The sequence below is a fragment of the Staphylococcus sp. HMSC62B09 genome (assembly GCF_001839115.1).
GTDB classification, from domain to species: Bacteria; Bacillota; Bacilli; order Staphylococcales; family Staphylococcaceae; genus Staphylococcus; species Staphylococcus haemolyticus.
Genome location: NZ_KV840080.1, coordinates 41,768 through 59,253, shown reverse-complemented (window position 1 = coordinate 59,253; position 17,486 = coordinate 41,768). Strand labels below are relative to the sequence as shown.

The 17,486-nt window shown below is 32.1% G+C and carries 19 protein-coding genes; 4 read left to right on the top strand and 15 right to left on the bottom strand.

The window, feature by feature from the left end:
- Positions 1 to 2 precede the first annotated feature (2 nt).
- Positions 3 to 647 (bottom strand): HAD family hydrolase, encoded by a 645-nt coding sequence (locus HMPREF3265_RS00355; RefSeq protein WP_053025228.1) that lies wholly within the window; start codon positions 645 to 647, stop codon positions 3 to 5.
- A 312-nt stretch (positions 648 to 959) separates the two neighbouring features.
- On the opposite strand from HMPREF3265_RS00355, the gene HMPREF3265_RS00350 reads away from it, so the two are divergent.
- Positions 960 to 1,490 (top strand): hypothetical protein, encoded by a 531-nt coding sequence (locus tag HMPREF3265_RS00350; RefSeq protein WP_037549894.1) that lies wholly within the window; start codon positions 960 to 962, stop codon positions 1,488 to 1,490.
- A gap of 458 nt (positions 1,491 to 1,948) precedes the next feature.
- Here HMPREF3265_RS00350 and HMPREF3265_RS00345 read toward each other — a convergent pair whose 3' ends face one another.
- Complete coding sequence (locus HMPREF3265_RS00345) at positions 1,949 to 3,550, bottom strand: alpha-glucoside-specific PTS transporter subunit IIBC (RefSeq protein WP_053025227.1); 1,602 nt, start codon at positions 3,548 to 3,550, stop codon at positions 1,949 to 1,951.
- A gap of 189 nt (positions 3,551 to 3,739) precedes the next feature.
- Between HMPREF3265_RS00345 and HMPREF3265_RS00340 the strand changes: the two genes are divergently transcribed.
- Positions 3,740 to 4,501 carry a MurR/RpiR family transcriptional regulator gene (locus tag HMPREF3265_RS00340; protein WP_070442478.1) on the top strand — a complete coding sequence of 254 codons (762 nt, stop codon included), beginning with the start codon at positions 3,740 to 3,742 and terminating at the stop codon, positions 4,499 to 4,501.
- Between the two features lie 189 nt (positions 4,502 to 4,690).
- Here the strand turns inward: HMPREF3265_RS00340 and HMPREF3265_RS00335 are convergent, their stop codons facing one another.
- From HMPREF3265_RS00335 to hutG, 8 genes are all read right to left on the bottom strand, one after another.
- Entirely contained in the window at positions 4,691 to 5,209 is a 519-nt protein-coding gene (locus tag HMPREF3265_RS00335; protein ID WP_053021518.1) for an SRPBCC family protein, read from the bottom strand.
- Positions 5,210 to 5,353: 144 nt separating this feature from the next.
- Complete coding sequence (locus tag HMPREF3265_RS00330) at positions 5,354 to 6,649, bottom strand: Na+/H+ antiporter NhaC family protein (protein WP_070860832.1); 1,296 nt, start codon at positions 6,647 to 6,649, stop codon at positions 5,354 to 5,356.
- A 119-nt stretch (positions 6,650 to 6,768) separates the two neighbouring features.
- A complete protein-coding gene (locus HMPREF3265_RS00325) occupies positions 6,769 to 7,380 on the bottom strand; it encodes a flavin reductase family protein (protein WP_053021398.1) in 612 nt (203 codons plus the stop codon).
- 77 nt (positions 7,381 to 7,457) lie between these two features.
- Positions 7,458 to 8,339, bottom strand: a complete 882-nt coding sequence (locus HMPREF3265_RS00320; RefSeq protein WP_053021399.1) for an SDR family oxidoreductase — start codon at positions 8,337 to 8,339, stop codon at positions 7,458 to 7,460.
- A 119-nt stretch (positions 8,340 to 8,458) separates the two neighbouring features.
- Entirely contained in the window at positions 8,459 to 9,595 is a 1,137-nt protein-coding gene (locus tag HMPREF3265_RS00315; RefSeq protein ID WP_053025224.1) for an amidohydrolase, read from the bottom strand.
- Positions 9,592 to 10,269, bottom strand: coding sequence for a SulP family inorganic anion transporter (locus HMPREF3265_RS12760; protein ID WP_256323904.1), 678 nt, complete (start codon positions 10,267 to 10,269; stop codon positions 9,592 to 9,594). Before HMPREF3265_RS12760 ends, HMPREF3265_RS00315 begins: the two co-directional genes overlap by 4 nt.
- A complete protein-coding gene (locus tag HMPREF3265_RS12755; protein ID WP_256323901.1) occupies positions 10,218 to 10,664 on the bottom strand; it encodes a SulP family inorganic anion transporter in 447 nt (148 codons plus the stop codon). Before HMPREF3265_RS12755 ends, HMPREF3265_RS12760 begins: the two co-directional genes overlap by 52 nt.
- Positions 10,665 to 10,928: 264 nt before the next feature.
- On the bottom strand, positions 10,929 to 11,864 hold the full coding sequence (hutG, locus tag HMPREF3265_RS00305; RefSeq protein WP_037535874.1) for a formimidoylglutamase: 936 nt from the start codon (positions 11,862 to 11,864) through the stop codon (positions 10,929 to 10,931).
- A gap of 255 nt (positions 11,865 to 12,119) precedes the next feature.
- Between hutG and HMPREF3265_RS00300 the strand changes: the two genes are divergently transcribed.
- A complete protein-coding gene (locus HMPREF3265_RS00300) occupies positions 12,120 to 13,211 on the top strand; it encodes a peptidoglycan release complex CPBP-like subunit SdpC (protein WP_070860831.1) in 1,092 nt (363 codons plus the stop codon).
- A gap of 88 nt (positions 13,212 to 13,299) precedes the next feature.
- On the opposite strand, the gene HMPREF3265_RS00295 is transcribed toward HMPREF3265_RS00300, so the two are convergent.
- On the bottom strand, positions 13,300 to 14,001 hold the full coding sequence (locus HMPREF3265_RS00295) for a ribose 5-phosphate isomerase A (protein WP_070860830.1): 702 nt from the start codon (positions 13,999 to 14,001) through the stop codon (positions 13,300 to 13,302).
- A 159-nt stretch (positions 14,002 to 14,160) separates the two neighbouring features.
- Here HMPREF3265_RS00295 and HMPREF3265_RS00290 point away from each other — a divergent pair, with 159 nt between their 5' ends.
- Positions 14,161 to 14,814, top strand: a complete 654-nt coding sequence (locus HMPREF3265_RS00290) for an MOSC domain-containing protein (protein ID WP_070860829.1) — start codon at positions 14,161 to 14,163, stop codon at positions 14,812 to 14,814.
- Between the two features lie 70 nt (positions 14,815 to 14,884).
- Here HMPREF3265_RS00290 and HMPREF3265_RS00285 read toward each other — a convergent pair whose 3' ends face one another.
- From HMPREF3265_RS00285 to HMPREF3265_RS00270, 4 genes are all read right to left on the bottom strand, one after another.
- A complete protein-coding gene (locus HMPREF3265_RS00285; RefSeq protein WP_053025221.1) occupies positions 14,885 to 15,895 on the bottom strand; it encodes an aldose epimerase family protein in 1,011 nt (336 codons plus the stop codon).
- A gap of 30 nt (positions 15,896 to 15,925) precedes the next feature.
- Entirely contained in the window at positions 15,926 to 16,252 is a 327-nt protein-coding gene (locus tag HMPREF3265_RS00280; protein ID WP_011275042.1) for a YnfA family protein, read from the bottom strand.
- A 202-nt stretch (positions 16,253 to 16,454) separates the two neighbouring features.
- Complete coding sequence (locus HMPREF3265_RS00275) at positions 16,455 to 17,204, bottom strand: hypothetical protein (RefSeq protein WP_070860828.1); 750 nt, start codon at positions 17,202 to 17,204, stop codon at positions 16,455 to 16,457.
- Positions 17,197 to 17,394 carry a helix-turn-helix transcriptional regulator gene (locus HMPREF3265_RS00270; protein ID WP_053025218.1) on the bottom strand — a complete coding sequence of 66 codons (198 nt, stop codon included), beginning with the start codon at positions 17,392 to 17,394 and terminating at the stop codon, positions 17,197 to 17,199. Before HMPREF3265_RS00270 ends, HMPREF3265_RS00275 begins: the two co-directional genes overlap by 8 nt.
- Between the last annotated feature and the right edge of the window lie 92 nt (positions 17,395 to 17,486).

Sequence of the window (17,486 nt, the reverse complement as noted above, 5' to 3'; positions counted from 1 at the left end):
GTTTACTCCTTCTTTAGCTCAAAGAAATGATTTTTAATTTCCTCAAAGCTTAAATCTTTACCTACAAAATTTATAGTCGAAAAATCTTGTTCTTCTGTCATCTCGTTAGTATTAATTATTACATCCAATCCAGCATTCATAGCACCTGTTGCTCCATTAGCTGAATCCTCTATGGCTAAGCAATGGGCTGGTGAATAATTTAAACGTTGAACAGCTGTTAGATAAAGTTCTGGATCAGGTTTAACCGCTCCAACATCTTCTCTACCAACAATAACATCGACATACTCATTGATACCCAACGCATTTATTGTAGGCATAATTTCTTCTCTATAACTACTTGTTGCAATCGCCATAGGTATGTGTCGTTGTTTCAAATATTTCATTAATGAAGAAACTGTATCAATAATGTCGAGTTCATGGCTCGTATCATAATGCTCATCATATATTTTTTGTTTCTTTTCTAAACCAATCTGTTGCTCAATATAGTCATGTAACCCTTGAGCGTGTCCTCCTATATGGCTTCGATAAAACTCCAGGGAAACAGGCTTCACACCATGAAAGGCAAGATGTTTGTTAATAATGTCGTATAGGTGTTTTTCTGTATCTATAATTGTACCGTCGAAATCAAATACTACAGCTTTATACATAAGTTTGCTCCTTTAATAACTACAATCACTGCTAATTTTATCATATGAATATTTGATTTTCACACTTCACTAATGAAATTACCAAACACATTTTAACTAATAAACAATCAACATTTTCATATTTATTTCATGTTAATTATCGTTACGTTTATATTACAAAAACAATTAAACCGAAGTTCATTCAAAAGTCCTAGTGATAATATCAAAAAAGAGTGATACAATCAGTGTGTATAAAAGAACGGTGTGCTTTATTAGAGAACTTTAAAGCTAAATGCTTTTTACATACGTTAAATAAATATAGGAGGTCATTGCATGTTGTTAGACAAATTTGAAACTTACATTATCAACATTGTAGGTTTAAAATCTAGATCAATTCGAAAACATTTAATCAAAGTCTGTAAAGACGTTAAATTTTGCGATTCATTTCAATATTCAATAATCAAACACGACGATATACCAGTTTTAGAAGTTAGCTTACCGAAGCAACAACTTCCATATTTCATTAGTTTTTTAAGTTTTTACCAATTTTCAATTTATCAGATTTTATCTCCTAAACGATTAAATACGCTATTAGATACTGAACAAACATATCAAGCTTCTAAACGTTTCGACTTAGCAATTGATGGCCTCCAAGATGCATTCATAAAAGATAAAGTCATTGATATTATGACTTATTTCTCAAATAATTATGAAATTAAATATACTTTAAATAACAACTGTGCAAGCGTATGTTGTGCACCTGAAACGTTTAGTAAATTACTACAAACTATTGCATGTAGAAATATTGATATTCTTTCAGCATCTTATAAAACACGTGCGATGCATAAAGCAAATATATCTTAGTAAAATTCGTGAGATTTTTATTAAAAAATATTTTAAGTTATATAGTTAATTTACACTAGTTTACAGAACAGAGGGAATAGGACAGAAATAATATTTTCTCAAAATTTATTTCGTTGTATCCCCAGCTTGCTTAGCTTGTAGAATTTCTTTAGGAAATTCTCTTTGCTGGGGCCCCGCCTACCAGGCAAGGATGACTAGGTTTGAAAAAAGCTTGATTCAAGCGCATTTTCAAATCAGTCAGCTACTGACAAAATGATAAAGTAGGCTGAGACATTTTATTTTGTCCCAGCCTCTTTGTTTTTTAATTCTGTTCAAGCAATATCACACTCAACAAAAGTTTCTGGTTTTGTGATCAGTATAAAGCTAAGTTGGACAAATTACTAAGTATATTAAGCATTGTATATGAAAAAGCCAGTAGGTGAATAAATACTAATTCACTTACTGGCTATATTGATTAATTATTTTTTATCATTATCATCATAAACTAAATGTTCAAATGCTTCACGTACTTGGGGTACAGTCATTCCAACAACGACTTGTACATTTTTACCGCTTTTAACTAATCCGTGCGACATTTGTTCATGAGTGAAATATCCACTATCTTCAACTTTTGTTTCATCATTAACTGTTAAACGTAAACGTGTTGTACAATTAGTAACGTCTTTAATATTTTCTTTTCCGCCTAAACCTTCTAAATAATAATGTGCTTTCGCTTCATATTCATTGCTAGGTTGGAATCCAGAATTGTCAGTACTTCCATCGCTTTTTTTCTCTTTATAATCTTTTTTAGAGAATAATTTAACTTCTTCTTCAGCTCGACGTCCTGGTAATGGAATATCAAATTTCAAGATTAAGTATCTGAATACAACGAAATAGATACCTGAGAATATCAATCCTATAACAACTTGAGCTACATAAGTTAGCCAATGATTTTGTCCTAAAGGAATCCAGTTCGTCGCGATGAAATCAAGTAATCCACCGCCCATGTTACCAACAACACCGAAACCATACATAATTGTATCCATTGTCGCTGCTAATAATGCATGTATAACAAATAAGTAAGGTGCGATAAATAAGAATGTAAATTCTAAAGGTTCAGTAATACCAACAACTACCGCAGTTAATGTAGCTGGTACTAATAACGCAGCAACTTTTTTACGATTGGCTTTAGGTGTTGTAGAATACATTGCTAATGCGATACCGATAGCACCAAACACTTTACCGTTACCTTGTAACATGAAACCGTAATGGAATTGTTCTTTTAACGGTTTACTGCTTTCAGCAAATTCATTTAAATGTCTAAACCACTCTGCTTTAAGTCCGTCTTTTGCAACAACCGGACCTACTTCAATTGGTGCATAGATGAAGTGATGTAAACCAGTCGGTATTAACACACGTTCTAAGAAATGATACAACCAAACACCGATGTAGCCTGATGCGATAATGAAATGTTGCATTGATTCAATACCATTTTGTATTGTTGGCCAAACAACACAAGTAATTGCAGCTATTGGCAACATAACGAAGAATGAAATGGTTACAACAAATGTTAGACCTTGGAATACACCTAACATCTCTGGTAATTTTTTACTATAGAAACGATTATGTATCCATGTCACAATGGCAGAAATAATGATACCACCTAAAATATTAGTATCTAAAGTTTCAATACCAGCAATCGCTTTTAATCCAGTTACATTTTCTACACCTTTTTCTAAATTAGCACCAAATGTATGTGGCCATTGCGTTAAAATAGCGTTGATAAAGGTATTAAACATTAAATAGCCCATTAATGCAGCTAAAGCCGCATGACCAGGGGCCTTCTTAGCTAGAGATAAAGGCAATCCAACCACAAATACGATTTCCATATGATTGAAGATAACCCAACCACCTGATTCAATTACAGACCAAAATTTAAACCAAAATGTATGATCATTTGCTAATCCACCCATGATGGTAGGATTTTTAAATAATGTTGCAAAACCTAATACTATCCCAAAGAATGCAAACATTAATACAGGAACAATCATTGCACTCCCAAAACGTTTAATAGCGTTCATAATTTAACCCCCAAATCTTTCTATGTAGTACTTAAATATATCGTACATATAAAAGCGTTTTCTTAATATCTATTATAGTAAACGCTTACACTTATACAATGACATTGACCGATTTTGAAATGATTTTGTATAATCAGTTTATGTTTTCTATACATGAAAATATTTTCAGGAAGAATAAGAGGTGTCTTTGTGCTACTAGATGAAAAAGTAAATGCCAATTTTGACAAGTTAAATGATAATGACCTACAAATTGCACACTTTGTAAACACGCACGTAAATCAATGTAAAACTTTGAAGATACACGAACTTTCACAATACACTCATGCATCTAACGCTACCATTCATAGATTTACACGAAAGTTAGGATTTGATGGTTATAGTGACTTTAAATCCTATTTAAAATTTGAAAGTGAACATTTAAGTCAACTACCTAAAGATTCAATGGATGCTTTTAAACAAGAAATAGAGACAACATTTAGCTATTTAGCTCGTATTGATTATAATTTGATTACCGATAAACTTAACCAGGCGTCTACCGTCTACTTATATGGTACTGGTCGTGCACAGAAAAATGTTGCGGACGAAGCTCAGCGAATATTATTAACGATGCATAAAAATATTATCGTGTTACATGACGTTCATGAGTTGAAAATGGTACTGAATCGTTCTATTGATGAAGATTTATTCTTTATTATTTCTCTATCTGGTGAGAGTCACCAACTCACAGACGTTACAAATCTACTTCAATTACGCCAAAAATATTTTATTTCAGTTACAACAATGAAAGATAATTCATTAGCCCAAAAAGCGAGCTATAATGTTTATGTATCAAGTAATACTTTCTATTTATACGATGATACAGACTATTCAAGTTTTATTAGTTATCATATCTTCTTTGAAACATTAATCAGAAAATATAATGAACGTAAAGAGAAAGGTGAACTCAGTTAATCTTTATCACAACTAAATAGCGGTACTGATTAATTATTAACACATCAAAACCCCAACAAGGAGATTGTCTTTGTAAACTGTCCTTGTTGGGGTATCCACCCTAGTAAGAATGACTAGATATTTGGTAATATTGATATCAAATTTTCTCAGTTTAGACTGCTACGTGAATTCACGCAAAGTCCTAAGTTTTTATTTTAATAGATTATTGTCTTCTACATATTGTTCAAGTATTTGATGCATTTTATCAAACATCAATTCTAAACCGTGAACAGTAGAATCGTGATATTCCTTTTTCTTTTGTTTATATTCTAATGTTGTTAAGCGTCGTTCACGTTCAACTAATGACTGATAAAAGAAAAACATTTGTGTGCCACCGTTTTCACGCTCTTCAAATTCAACTTCAATGACATCCTCTTGATTACTTAATTCAGGCATACCAATTGTCATTTTTATATACTCATTGTCAACGAGTTCTTGATACGTACCTTGAATAATATTTTGTCGTCCATTACGTGAATCAACTATGCGATATGAGCCACCTTCAGTCATATCTACATCAATTGACTTATTCGTACGTTGAGATGTCATAAACCACTGTTTTAATAAGTCAGCATCCGTCCAAGCTTGATATACTAATTCTGGTGAGTATTTTAATAAACGTTCGATATGAATTTCAACATGTTCATTCTCAACATTATACTTTGCCACTTGTTTCACCTACTTTCACTCTTATATCTATTTTAACGCATTTCAATACAGTTCCAAACTTTGAACTATTAAAATGTTTTATTATTTTAATTTTTCTTATTAAACATGCTAATTATAAGTCTATTATTGTTATTTGTCTTTACTTTAAGATTTAGCTTTAACACGAGGGTATCTTAATATAATAGCTATAATACCGCATATCCCTAATAAAAATGAATAAATGCAGTAAGGCATTACACTAAATGGTGATATACTTGCAACGCCAGCTGCAGCTATCACTTGTGGGCTATAAGGTAAAAAGCCTTGAAAGCACCCTGCAAATATATCTAATAAACTTGCAGATTTACGTGGATCAACACCATATTCATCTGCAATATTTTTTGCTAATGGACCTGACATAATAATTGAAATTGTATTATTAGCTGTTGCAATGTCAGCTGCGCTCACTAAACCAGCAATACCAAATTCAGCACCACGTTTAGTTGTAACTTTAGAACGAACAAAATTTAATAACCATTCAATTCCACCATTATGCTGAATAATTCCAACTAAACCACCAATTAACACTGCTATGATTGCAATATCTTCCAAACCTATAATACCCTGTGATACTGCATTTAGTAATCCTTTCCAACCAAAAGAACCATCAAATAAGCCAATAGTACCAGATAATAACGTACCACCGATTAACACAATGATTACATTTACCCCTACGAGTGCTAATACTAATACTAGTACATAAGGGATTACCTTAATTAAATTATAGTCATAGCTTTTAGAGTGATCTATTGAGATACCGTTAGTAAGGAAGAATAAGACAATAATTGTTAATATTGCTCCAGGTAGTACAATCCAAAAATTCACTTTAAATTTATCTTTCATTCTTGTTTTTTGAGTTCGAACAGCAGCTATGGTAGTATCTGAAATCATCGATAAATTATCGCCAAACATAGCACCACCTACAACAGTACCCATTGCTAACGCTGCTGGAATATCAGTTGCCTGTGCAAATCCAAATCCAACAGGTGCTAATGCAGCAACTGTACCTACAGAGGTACCCATTGAAATTGACACAAACATACAAATTACAAATAATCCAACGATGATTAAATTTTGAGGTATCAATGATAAACCTAAATTTACTGTTGATTCAACACCACCCATTTTTTCAGTGGTAGTTGAGAAAGCACCAGCCAATATAAATATAAATACCATTAAAATGATATTGGAATGACCTGCTCCTTTTGTAAACACTTCAACTTTGTTAGCAAATGTTTCTTTCCTATTCATTATTAAAGCAACAATAACAGTAATCATGATAGCTACATTTAAAGGCATATTAGTGAAATCACCTGTAATGGTACCTACACCTAAAAACAATGCAATAAATAATACTAATGGAAGTAACGCCCATGCATTGCCCTTTCTCTGTTCCTCCATACTAAACCTACTTTCCTTTTTAAAAATAATTTTATTATTAAAGTTACAAGATTACTGTCATAACGTCAATAAAGTTTTATGAAAATTACATATTAAAGCTATAGATAATGTCTTAATCATCAATTAGTTGGACGCTCAATTGTAAATTGCTCACCTAATTTAGCGTAATCATTACCTGCTAAACGGGCTACTGGTTTTAATTGTTTCGCATCAATTTTACTATCACCAAAATACACATCATCTTGTATGTGGTACTTAACAATTTTTCCAATAATTAAATCAGCACCATCATCTTCAGAGCCTAATAAAATCATTTGTTCAAGTTGACATTCAAATCTAATTTTAGCTTCTTTTATAGCTGGAATATCAATCACATCAGATGAGATGGTATTGAGTTCTGTTAAATCAAGTTCATTATCTTTAGGATTGATAGATGCAGCGGTCTTATTAATTTCCTCAACATTATCTTCATCTGTAACATGCACAACAAATGATTGGACGTTTTCTATATTAATTGCCGTATCTTTACGCTTTCCTCCTGCTCTCTGTGCCGAAATAGCAATCATAGGTGGCGCATTATTAACTATATTAAAAAAACTAAATGGCGCAGCATTTACATGTCCTTCGATATCAGAAGATGTAACAAATGCTATTGGCCTTGGTATGATTGAACCACTTAATAGTTTATAATTTTGGATATCTGATAGTTGATTAGGATCAATGTGTTTCACTGTAATCCACTCCTATCAATACAAAAACGCAAGAGTCTTTATTGAAACCCTTGCGTTGGATTTATACTTTGAGATATTTAATTGATTTGGATGCCACCTGTGACGCCAAAAACTTGACCAGTCGTATAACTTGAATCCTCTGAAGCAAGTAATACATATGTGCCTGAAAGCTCTACAGGTTGACCGGCTCTACCTAATGGCGTATCTTGACCAAATTGAGGAATCGCTGATTGTGGTTGACCACCTGTTATTTGAAGTGGAGACCAAAATGGACCAGGTGCTACACAATTAACGCGAATACCCTGCTCCCCTAATTGCTCAGAGAAACTTTTTGTTAATGAAATAATCGCTGCTTTTGATGCTGCATAATCATGAATCAATGGATTTGGATTATAACCTTGAACGGATGATGTTGTAGTGATTGACGCACCAGGTTGTAAATAATCCAATGCTTTTTGAACTGTCCAGAATACTGGATATACGTTTGTTTCAAACGTTTCTTTAAAAGATTGTGTATCGAACTCTTCTAATTTATCGTGATACTGTTGATGGCCTGCTACTAATGTCACATTGTCTAAACCACCTAATTCTTTATACGCTTGTTCAACTAAATCATAGTTAAATTGTTCATCACGAATATCTCCAGGTATTAATATAGCTTTACGTCCTGCTTTTTCAATGACAGCTTTAACTTCTTGAGCATCTTGTTCTTCACTTGGAAGATAGTTAATTGCAACGTCTGCCCCTTCTTTGGCATATGCAATCGCTGCTGCACGTCCTATTGCTGAGTCTCCCCCTGTTACAAGCATTTTATAATCTAACAATCGGTTATGACCTTCATACGATGTTTCACCACAGTCAGGTTGTGGTGTTAGTTCAGATTGAAGTCCAGGTAGTTCTTGTTCTTGTTTTTCATAATCAGATGTTTTAAATTTTGTTCTTGGATCTTGTGCACCCATTATTTACTCATCTCCTAAAACATGTTTAGTGTCTGTTTACCCGTTCATCATGCTTTTTAAATCACATTTCAAAAATTGTAATATAGCTACACAAATCAAACTCTTAAATGAAACATTGATTATTCATTAAATGCTGTGTCGTCAAGCAATTGATAAATCAACGTTATAAAGTACTCAGGAACTTTCTCAAGTATACGCTCATCTGGATCAAACTTTGGATGATGTAAATCGTATTTACTATTAGAACCAATAAACGCAAATACCCCTGGATGGTTAGCTAGTAAACCAGAAAAATCTTCGCCAATAGTATAGGGTGTCTCTAATTCTATGATTTGATAACCTACTTTTTGAGCAGCTTTCTTAGCTTGGTCAGTTAAGTATTCATCATTAAAAACTGTTCCTGGCAGCTTAGTATATATAACTTCTATATCGACATTGAACAATGTCTCTAATCCTTTAGCAATTTCTTTAAATCGTTGTTCTATATAATTTTGAACCTCTGGCTTAAATGATCGCACTGTACCTTGGACATATGCTTGGTCAGCAATCACATTCCATGTATTCCCAGACGATACTTCTCCAATAGTTACTACAGCACTATCAAAAGCTGATATATTTCGACTTACAATCGTTTGTAAACTTGTTATTAATTGACCAAGTACCATGACTGGATCATTACCTTGTTCTGGCTTAGCAGCATGTGCACCTTTACCGTGAATTTTAAATTCAAAACGGTCTACTGCCGAAGTAATTGGTCCAGATTTAATTGCAAATTCTCCAATATTTAAAGTTGGATAATTATGGAAACCTAATATCGCTTTAACATCGTCTAATACATCTGTCTCTGCAATCGCTTTGGCACCATATCCCGTTTCTTCTGCAGGTTGAAATATAAATTTCACGCGACCTTTAAGTTTATCTTCTTGTTCTTTTAAATTTGTAGCAATAGCTAGAATACTTGCCATATGAATATCATGACCACACGCATGCATCACACCTTCATTTGTTGAGGTGAATTCATGTTCAACTTGCTCTGTAATTGGTAAAGCATCTATGTCTGTACGAACAGCAATACAAGGTTCACCATGTCCTATTTCAGCTATAAGCCCTGTTTCTAAAGGATAATCTATTATTTTTATATCATAAGTTTGTAATATACGTTTTAATCGCTTAGTTGTTTCATATTCTTTCTGAGATACTTCAGGAAATTTGTGAAATGTTCGTCTCCATTTAACAAAATCATTGTAAGTTGTCATAGCGATGGTCTTCCTTTCTTTGTAAAAATAAAGTGAACGACATAATAAATAAGTGTGCCTATAACGACACCTATAACTAAATTGTGTGACATTAATATTAAAATAATCGTTATGAACATTACGATACTATGCTTTATAGGTGCTTCTTTTAAATGTTTAAACATACGTCTATCAAATGTATTCATTGATATTGTAATTAATACCGAAGCCAATACTGCCATAGGAATAAAACCTACAATCGTACCTAAAATAATGACGCATGAGAAAAGAAATAATCCTATAACGAATGTGGCTAATCGCGTAGTAGCACCCATTTTAAAATTAAATTTTGATTGACCTACTAAGGCGCTTGAACCATATCCACCTAATAACCCGACAAACAAATTAGCTAACCCTTGACCAATAACTTCTCGGTCTTTATTGGAGTGACTTTGTGTAATTACATCCATCATTTCATTTGTAAGATTTGTTTGTACTACGGAGATAATAGACATGGTTAATGCATATAAAGTAATAATACTTAATGCATGTATATTTAAAAGTTCTGTATAAACAGAAATTTTAGGAAAGGTAAGTCGAATTTCTGCTAAATCGTGGACTAATTGAACATTCGGTTTAAGAACTAACTTGCTAAAGTCACGACGCTTATAGCTATATGCGGAGCTGGCATAAATCGAATAAATGTTGAAGATAAATAAGTCGCAGTAGTTATACCAAAAATATAATTTATTTGCGTTGTAAGTAATAGAATGCCCAATGCATTCATAAATCCAATAACAACAGTATCTGGAATACGATTAAGGATCTTATCTATGTGACACACGCCAAAGATAATTAGAATGATGCCCATTATAAGCGTGGCCATAATTAAGTAATGAATATTGTATTGTTCTACTAGTGGTGCATCTACTATCGAAATACCACTACTTGGTCCAGACACCATACTTATTCGTTCTCCAAGAAAGCTAATGAATAACATCATTAATCCACAACTCATTAACCCTATCGTAGGACTGATATGAACAATAAACGAGAAGGCTATAGCTACAGGGAGTAGTGCTAAACCCATTAAGATACCTGCCATTATATTTTACGAGATATCTCCAAGCCATTGCTGCTTATAACTTAACTGCTTCATCACCTTCCATTACCTTCCTAATTATTTATATCGTAACATAATTGTCAAACTTTTCTTTCAATTAAAAGTAATTAAAAAAGTAGAACAGAATTCAACGCGAATTCAATGTTCTACTCATTCATGTTTGAATTTAATTTTAAAGATTATCGTTATCTTCTAATTTCAGAGTCATATACGACAATTTAATTCTACTTTTTAAACTAGGAAATGGTGAATTAAATTCGCCGCTAACTTTGACGTACGATTATCAACATCATAGTCTGGGTTAGTTTCTGCAATACTAATTGATGATACCTTATCGCTTAATATTACACGCTTACTTATTTCAAATACGGAATGAGGATATAATCCTAATACACTAGGTGAACTTACACCAGGCGCAAACGCACTGTCAATAACATCCATACATATGGTAAACATAATCGTATCATGGTCATGAATAAATCTTTCTATTTTATCTTTAATGGTCGGTGACACTTGATGTAAAAGTTCGTCCGCATACACATAAATAATATTATTATCTTTTGCATAATCATATAACGCACGTGTATTACCACCTTGAGCCAAGCCTAAAACTAGATAATCGACATTTTCATCATTATCTAAAATTTCTCGGAACATAGTGCCGGATGTAGGTGGCTCATCAGGACGTGTGTCAAAATGAGCATCAATATTGATAATTCCAATTGAAGCATCTGAATAGACTTCTCTAGTAGCCAAATATTGTGCATATGCAATATCATGACCACCTCCAATTAAAAAAGCCTGTTTATGTTGCTTAATAACTTTAGCAGACAATTGAGCCATCTCTTGTTGCGTTTCTCTAAGATGATTACTTGTATGTTCAACATTACCGTAATCAATCAACATTTCACACTCACTTAAATCTGGAAGTTTCGCGAATTCATGTTTTATGATATCTGGTCCCTTTCTTGATCCAATTCTACCTTTATTATTTTCAACACCTTTATCAACGGCATATCCTAAGAGACCAACACCTGTCTTATCACTTACGTTTTCCATATTTTCCAAATTAGCGAACTTTACTGTTTGAAAATGTCTAAACTGTTTAGGATCTGTTTCACTATCTAAACGACCAGTCCATAGTTTTGGATTACCCTGTGTATACATTATATTGCCCCCTATTTATTTACTCTATAGCATTATCTTACATCATAACGAGATTTATCATTACCCTTTCTTTATATTTATGATTACCCTTTTCAAATTAATTTAAGACATTAAAAATTGTTTTCAATCATATAAAAATAATTCAAGACTATTACATTTTAATGATATTTAAAATGGACAATTTATTTATGGCCTTGTAATATGTATAATATTAAAGAAAGAGTTTTTACGGTTACCCTAATGGAGGTTACATAAATGAAGACGAATCGTATATCAGGATTTCAATGGGCGTTAACTATCTTCATATTCTTCGTTGTCACGATGGCGCTATCATTAATCCTACGAGATTTTCAAGCATCAGTAGGTATTAAACGTTTTGTATTTGATATTACTGATCTTGCACCGTTTATCGCAGCAATTGTTTGTATTATTGCATTTAAAGATAAACGTACTCAATTAGCTGGATTAAAATTTTCAGTTGATATTAGAGTCATTGAACGTATATTACTAGCATTGATTTTACCGCTAGTTATTTTCATGATTGGCATGTTTAGTTTTAACACATTTGCCGATAGTTTTATTTTATTACAAGCAACTGATTTATCTGTATCAGTTCCTACAATTATTATTGGTCATATTTTAATTGCATTTTTTGCGGAGTTTGGATTCCGTTCTTATTTACAAAATATTGTAGAAAATAAAGTTAATACATTTTTCGCTTCAATCATTGTCGGTTTAATTTATTCTATATGGGCTGCTAATACGACATATGGAATGGAATATGCGGGATACCATTTCCTTTATACTTTCATGTTCTCAATTATTATTGGTGAACTCATACGTGCAACTAAAGGACGTACGATATATATCGCTCTCGTATTCCATGCAACAATGTCATTTGCACAAGTATTTTTATTTAGTGAAGAAACTGGCGACCTATTCTCAATGAAAGTTATCGCATTAAGTACGACGTTAGTGGGCATTGTCTTTATCATTTTAAGTTTAATTATTAGATTTATTGTTTATAAAACAACTAATCGTTCACTTGATGATGTTGAACCTAATAATTATTTAGACCATATGAATGATGACGATACATCTACTTCAAATAAAACAAAGTCTGAAGATCATGAACTTAACGATAAAAAAGACAGCTTCACTGAGAGTCAACTTAATGAAGATCATGTTGAACATAAATCACAGTCTGAGAATCAAACTGATTCTTCAAATGAAAAACTTAAAGACAACACATCTTATAAAGAAGATAGACGTTCATCTGTAGTTGATGATGCTAAGGATGAAATAGATCAAATGAGTGATACATCTAGTCATAAAACTGAGAAGTAAAGCTTATATTACGCCTTCTTTTGAAGGCTAAGTGCACATACAAATAGCCAGAAAATGAATTTTTCTAAGTTCATTTTCTGGCTTATTTTTATTTATTTAAGTTAGATTTTTTTATGAATTTAACGCCATTTTGTGTACCTACTATAACTTGATCAGTTATATTTAAAAAATATCCAGTTTCTATGACACCTGTTAGATGAATTAAATACTCATGAAATTGATATGGGTCAATCTGTTTATTTAACTGACAATCTAAAATGTAATTGCCATTATCCGTTATAAATGGAACATCATCACTCATTCGACGTTCGGTAATAACATCATCATAAGCTTCAATTTTTTTAGCGATATGGAACCAATTGAACTTATCTACCTCTACTGGCAGTTTGAAACTTTCACCTAAGTAATTTACGAGCTTGCTTTCATCTACTAAAACTACAAAACGATGAGCCATTTCATCTATTACTTTTTCGCGAAATAGCGCTCCACCACCGCCTTTAATTAAATTGAGATTAGCATCCACTTCATCAGCACCATCAATTGCTAAATTAACATGACCAACATCATTGATATCAACAACATTAATATCTAGTTTTTTTGCAATAAATGCACTTTTATTAGAAGTACACACGCCAGTAATATTTAATTGTTCTTTGTGAATTCTTTCAGCGAGCTTTGGAATAAGCAATTCAATAGTACTACCCGTTCCAATTCCTAGCACCATATCATCTTCAATTTGAGCTACAGCATCATCTACTGTCATGATTTTAAGTTCTTTAGAATCTTTCATTTAACTGTGACCCCTTTTCAAATATACTCACTCATTATTTTACATGACGATCATACAAATACCTAGTTCAATATTGGAAATTATTTTATCATTTGTCTTATGTTTTAATTATTAATATAATATAATTTTTCTTAACACCTTAACTAAGGGGGCATAAATATGATTTCAGTATGTGCAATTTCAGTAGGACAAATTAAACAATTAGATTACGGTCAAAAGAGAGAAATGTTGTCTGCTTTGAATAAATCTCCTATTTCTGAAACAATGTGGTTATCAAGAACTGGATTTGTTGAAGATGAACAGGCATATAAAGACCATGGTGGTCCACATAAAGCAGTATGCTGTTTTAGCAAATCTCATTATCAAATGTATAGAAATGATTTAAATACGCTTCCTGATTACGCAATGTTTGGTGAAAATTTAACTTTGGAAAATTTAGATGAATCAGACGTGTTCTTTGGAAATCAATATCGTTTAGGTGAAGCAATTTTAGAGGTATCTGAAATAAGAGAACCTTGTTGGAAAATTCAAACAAAGTACGGTATAAAAGACTTAGTTAAAAGAATGTCTACTAGTGGAAAAACAGGCTTCTATTTTCGAGTGTTACAAGAAGGATATGTAGCTCAAGATGATGATTTAGAATTAATTCAGTTGGCAGATGAAGCAACTCGACTTTCTGTACAAGAGCTTAATGATATTTACTATAATGATCGTAAAAATGTATCTCGACTGAAGTATGCGCTACAAAATCCATATTTATCTGAAATGCGTTTAGCTAAATTACAAAAGTTATATGATAATGCAATGAAATAAATTCTATTTAGCATAGGATAAAGCGGGTAAATCATAATGACGATGTACCCGCTTTGATGCTTTTTTAATTTTATTTTTCTGATATATGATAAGTTGTTTTAGAATAAAAATGCTCGTTAGCTTTTAAAATAGAGTTTGCTTTATTACCATACAAATTAATATCATTAGGTAAAAATTGTGTTTCTAGAGATATACCTGAGTGTGCTTTATAAATATTAAAATCACTATCCCAATCTTTCGTATCATTAAATGTATAAATGACAACGTTCGGCATAGATGATGTAACATCTAATTGAAACTCATCATTTTCAATGAAAAATTGTTGATTTCCAACATCAAAAGGGTGATCTAATCCATTTCTAGAACCAATTTGCTCTTTAAGTAGTTCATTATCAGAGTTAAAAATATCACTAAAAGATATACTATTTGTTTTAAAGATAGCTAACAAATCAATTGAATTAGTATTCTCAATAAGGTTGTTTCGATCAATTGGATACATATTTAATTGCTCACTCTTAATTTTATGATTATCTATAACATTATTGTCTCTATTCAAATTAAAATAAACATGATTAGTTGGATTAAATAATGTATCTTGATTTGTCTGTGCTTCATATTCTACTGTCCAACGGTGTTCGACGTCATAAGTATGTATCACTTTAATAGTCATATCCCCTGGATACCCATCTTCCATTGACTTTAGTTGAACTGTAAAAGTAACCTTAATATTCGTGATATTATCTTGAATGTCGTAATTAAAAAGTCTTTTATCTAAACCATTACTACCACCATGAAGGTGATGTACATTATTATTAGCTTCTAATTGATATTCCTCATCGTTCAAATGAAATTTGGCATTTCCAATACGTCCAGCATAACGACCGATAGTAGCACCAAAATGATACGGATTTGATGGATAAAACTCATCCGCTTCAACTCTATTGCCTAATACAACGTTGTTATCATGGTACTTCCATGATACGATGCGTGCACCGAAATTTGTGAACACAATATTGGTTTCATCGTTGTCAATTTTAATTAAGTCAATACCATGTCTTTGCTTTTCTACTTCAACTATCATTACTTACGTCTCCCTCTTAAACACGCTTAATCAGGTTCTGCTCGGTAATATCATAACGCATACACCAATAATACAGATGCATGCTCCAATTAAATCGTACTTATCAGGTGCTTGTTTATCGACAATATATGCCCAAATTAAACTCATTACAATAAACACGCCACCATAAGCAGCATAAACACGACCGAAAGTTGGAAACGACTGGAACGTTGCAATGACACCATACATCATTAATATAACGCCACCTATAAATCCCAACCAACTTGATTGTCCTTCCCTTAACCACAACCAAATTAGATAGCCACCACCAATTTCACAGAGACCTGCTAATAAAAAGATAAAGATTGAATAGAGCATTGAAATGACCTCCAACTTGTAATAAAGTTATCCTCATTGTATCAATGCAATGATACCTTTATCTATTTAAATTTTAAGCACTGACTTTTTCACATACATATTGTTACACTTTTTTTATTAATATTCCATAGATTTTATATAAATTAAAAAATGAAAACGCTATCTATTAAAATTTTTAATAGACAGCGTTTGCGTAACACTTTTATTCATGAAGTGTGCTGCGAATTTGTTTGTTTTTAAGTTTGAGAATCAATAATTCAACGACAATGCATATGGTTGTAATAAAAGCAACCAATGGCATTTGTTGCATGATTAATTCGATGAATATATCAATGATACACACAATAGTTAATCCGATTGTTATCCAAATAAAATTAGTCGCATGTACTTTTAATATGACTAATTTCTGTTGTTCATCTGCATATCTATAATTTGGGAGTAAATTTATTACACCTTTAGGTGACGCACCACAATTCTCTATGATAGGTGTATCCATTTCTGTATATTTAATTCGCTTATCATCAAACATACATAATGCAACAACTACACCTACTCCTAAAATAAGCCAACTCGGTTCAAACACCCATTCATAGTTACTTGTATGATTAATGTTCGGTGTTACTATGTTAGCGATGAGAACCAAATAAACTATCCACAGAATAAGATAAACAATTCTTTTTAATTTAGAATGACGATTTAGTTTTGATTTATCGCTAAAGTCATGTACATAAATATGAATATCATCAACTGTTTCTGAATGAATTGTTAATTTACAAACAATAACAATTAAAAGTAATAAACTACCGATAAAAAATGGTGAAAGAAATTGCCGTTGCAAGTCGTTAAACATTGCAAAAGCAATGATAGCACATAAGAAATTTAAACTTAAAATGCCAAGTTTAGCTTGCAATGTAATTTTTTCTACTTGCAAAGCTTCATCATTTTTAGTCATTCTCTACCTCCCAGAATAAATCATTCAAAGTAACACCTAGCGTCTTAGCTATATTAATACATAATTTTAATGACGGATTATACTTATCATTCTCTATCATGTTAATGGTTTGACGTGATACTCCAACTGATCGTGCAAGTTCTAATTGCGAAATCTTCTTTGCACCACGATAAATTTTAACTTTATTCATATCTCCACACTTCTTTCAACATCCCATATTATTCATCATAACGATATAATGCCAATATCGTCAAATATATATGACACTTATATTTAAGTCTT

Coding starts and splice junctions, on each gene's coding strand:
- HMPREF3265_RS00355 (WP_053025228.1), bottom strand. CDS start 647: ATGTATAAAGCTGTAGTATTTGATTTCGACGGTACAATTATAGATACA.
- HMPREF3265_RS00350 (WP_037549894.1), top strand. CDS start 960: ATGTTGTTAGACAAATTTGAAACTTACATTATCAACATTGTAGGTTTA.
- HMPREF3265_RS00345 (WP_053025227.1), bottom strand. CDS start 3,550: ATGAACGCTATTAAACGTTTTGGGAGTGCAATGATTGTTCCTGTATTA.
- HMPREF3265_RS00330 (WP_070860832.1), bottom strand. CDS start 6,649: ATGGAGGAACAGAGAAAGGGCAATGCATGGGCGTTACTTCCATTAGTA.
- HMPREF3265_RS00320 (WP_053021399.1), bottom strand. CDS start 8,339: ATGGGTGCACAAGATCCAAGAACAAAATTTAAAACATCTGATTATGAA.
- HMPREF3265_RS00315 (WP_053025224.1), bottom strand. CDS start 9,595: ATGACAACTTACAATGATTTTGTTAAATGGAGACGAACATTTCACAAA.
- HMPREF3265_RS12755 (WP_256323901.1), bottom strand. CDS start 10,664: ATGGGTTTAGCACTACTCCCTGTAGCTATAGCCTTCTCGTTTATTGTT.
- hutG (WP_037535874.1), bottom strand. CDS start 11,864: ATGTATACACAGGGTAATCCAAAACTATGGACTGGTCGTTTAGATAGT.
- HMPREF3265_RS00300 (WP_070860831.1), top strand. CDS start 12,120: ATGAAGACGAATCGTATATCAGGATTTCAATGGGCGTTAACTATCTTC.
- HMPREF3265_RS00295 (WP_070860830.1), bottom strand. CDS start 14,001: ATGAAAGATTCTAAAGAACTTAAAATCATGACAGTAGATGATGCTGTA.
- HMPREF3265_RS00290 (WP_070860829.1), top strand. CDS start 14,161: ATGATTTCAGTATGTGCAATTTCAGTAGGACAAATTAAACAATTAGAT.
- HMPREF3265_RS00285 (WP_053025221.1), bottom strand. CDS start 15,895: ATGATAGTTGAAGTAGAAAAGCAAAGACATGGTATTGACTTAATTAAA.
- HMPREF3265_RS00280 (WP_011275042.1), bottom strand. CDS start 16,252: ATGCTCTATTCAATCTTTATCTTTTTATTAGCAGGTCTCTGTGAAATT.
- HMPREF3265_RS00275 (WP_070860828.1), bottom strand. CDS start 17,204: ATGACTAAAAATGATGAAGCTTTGCAAGTAGAAAAAATTACATTGCAA.
- HMPREF3265_RS00270 (WP_053025218.1), bottom strand. CDS start 17,394: ATGAATAAAGTTAAAATTTATCGTGGTGCAAAGAAGATTTCGCAATTA.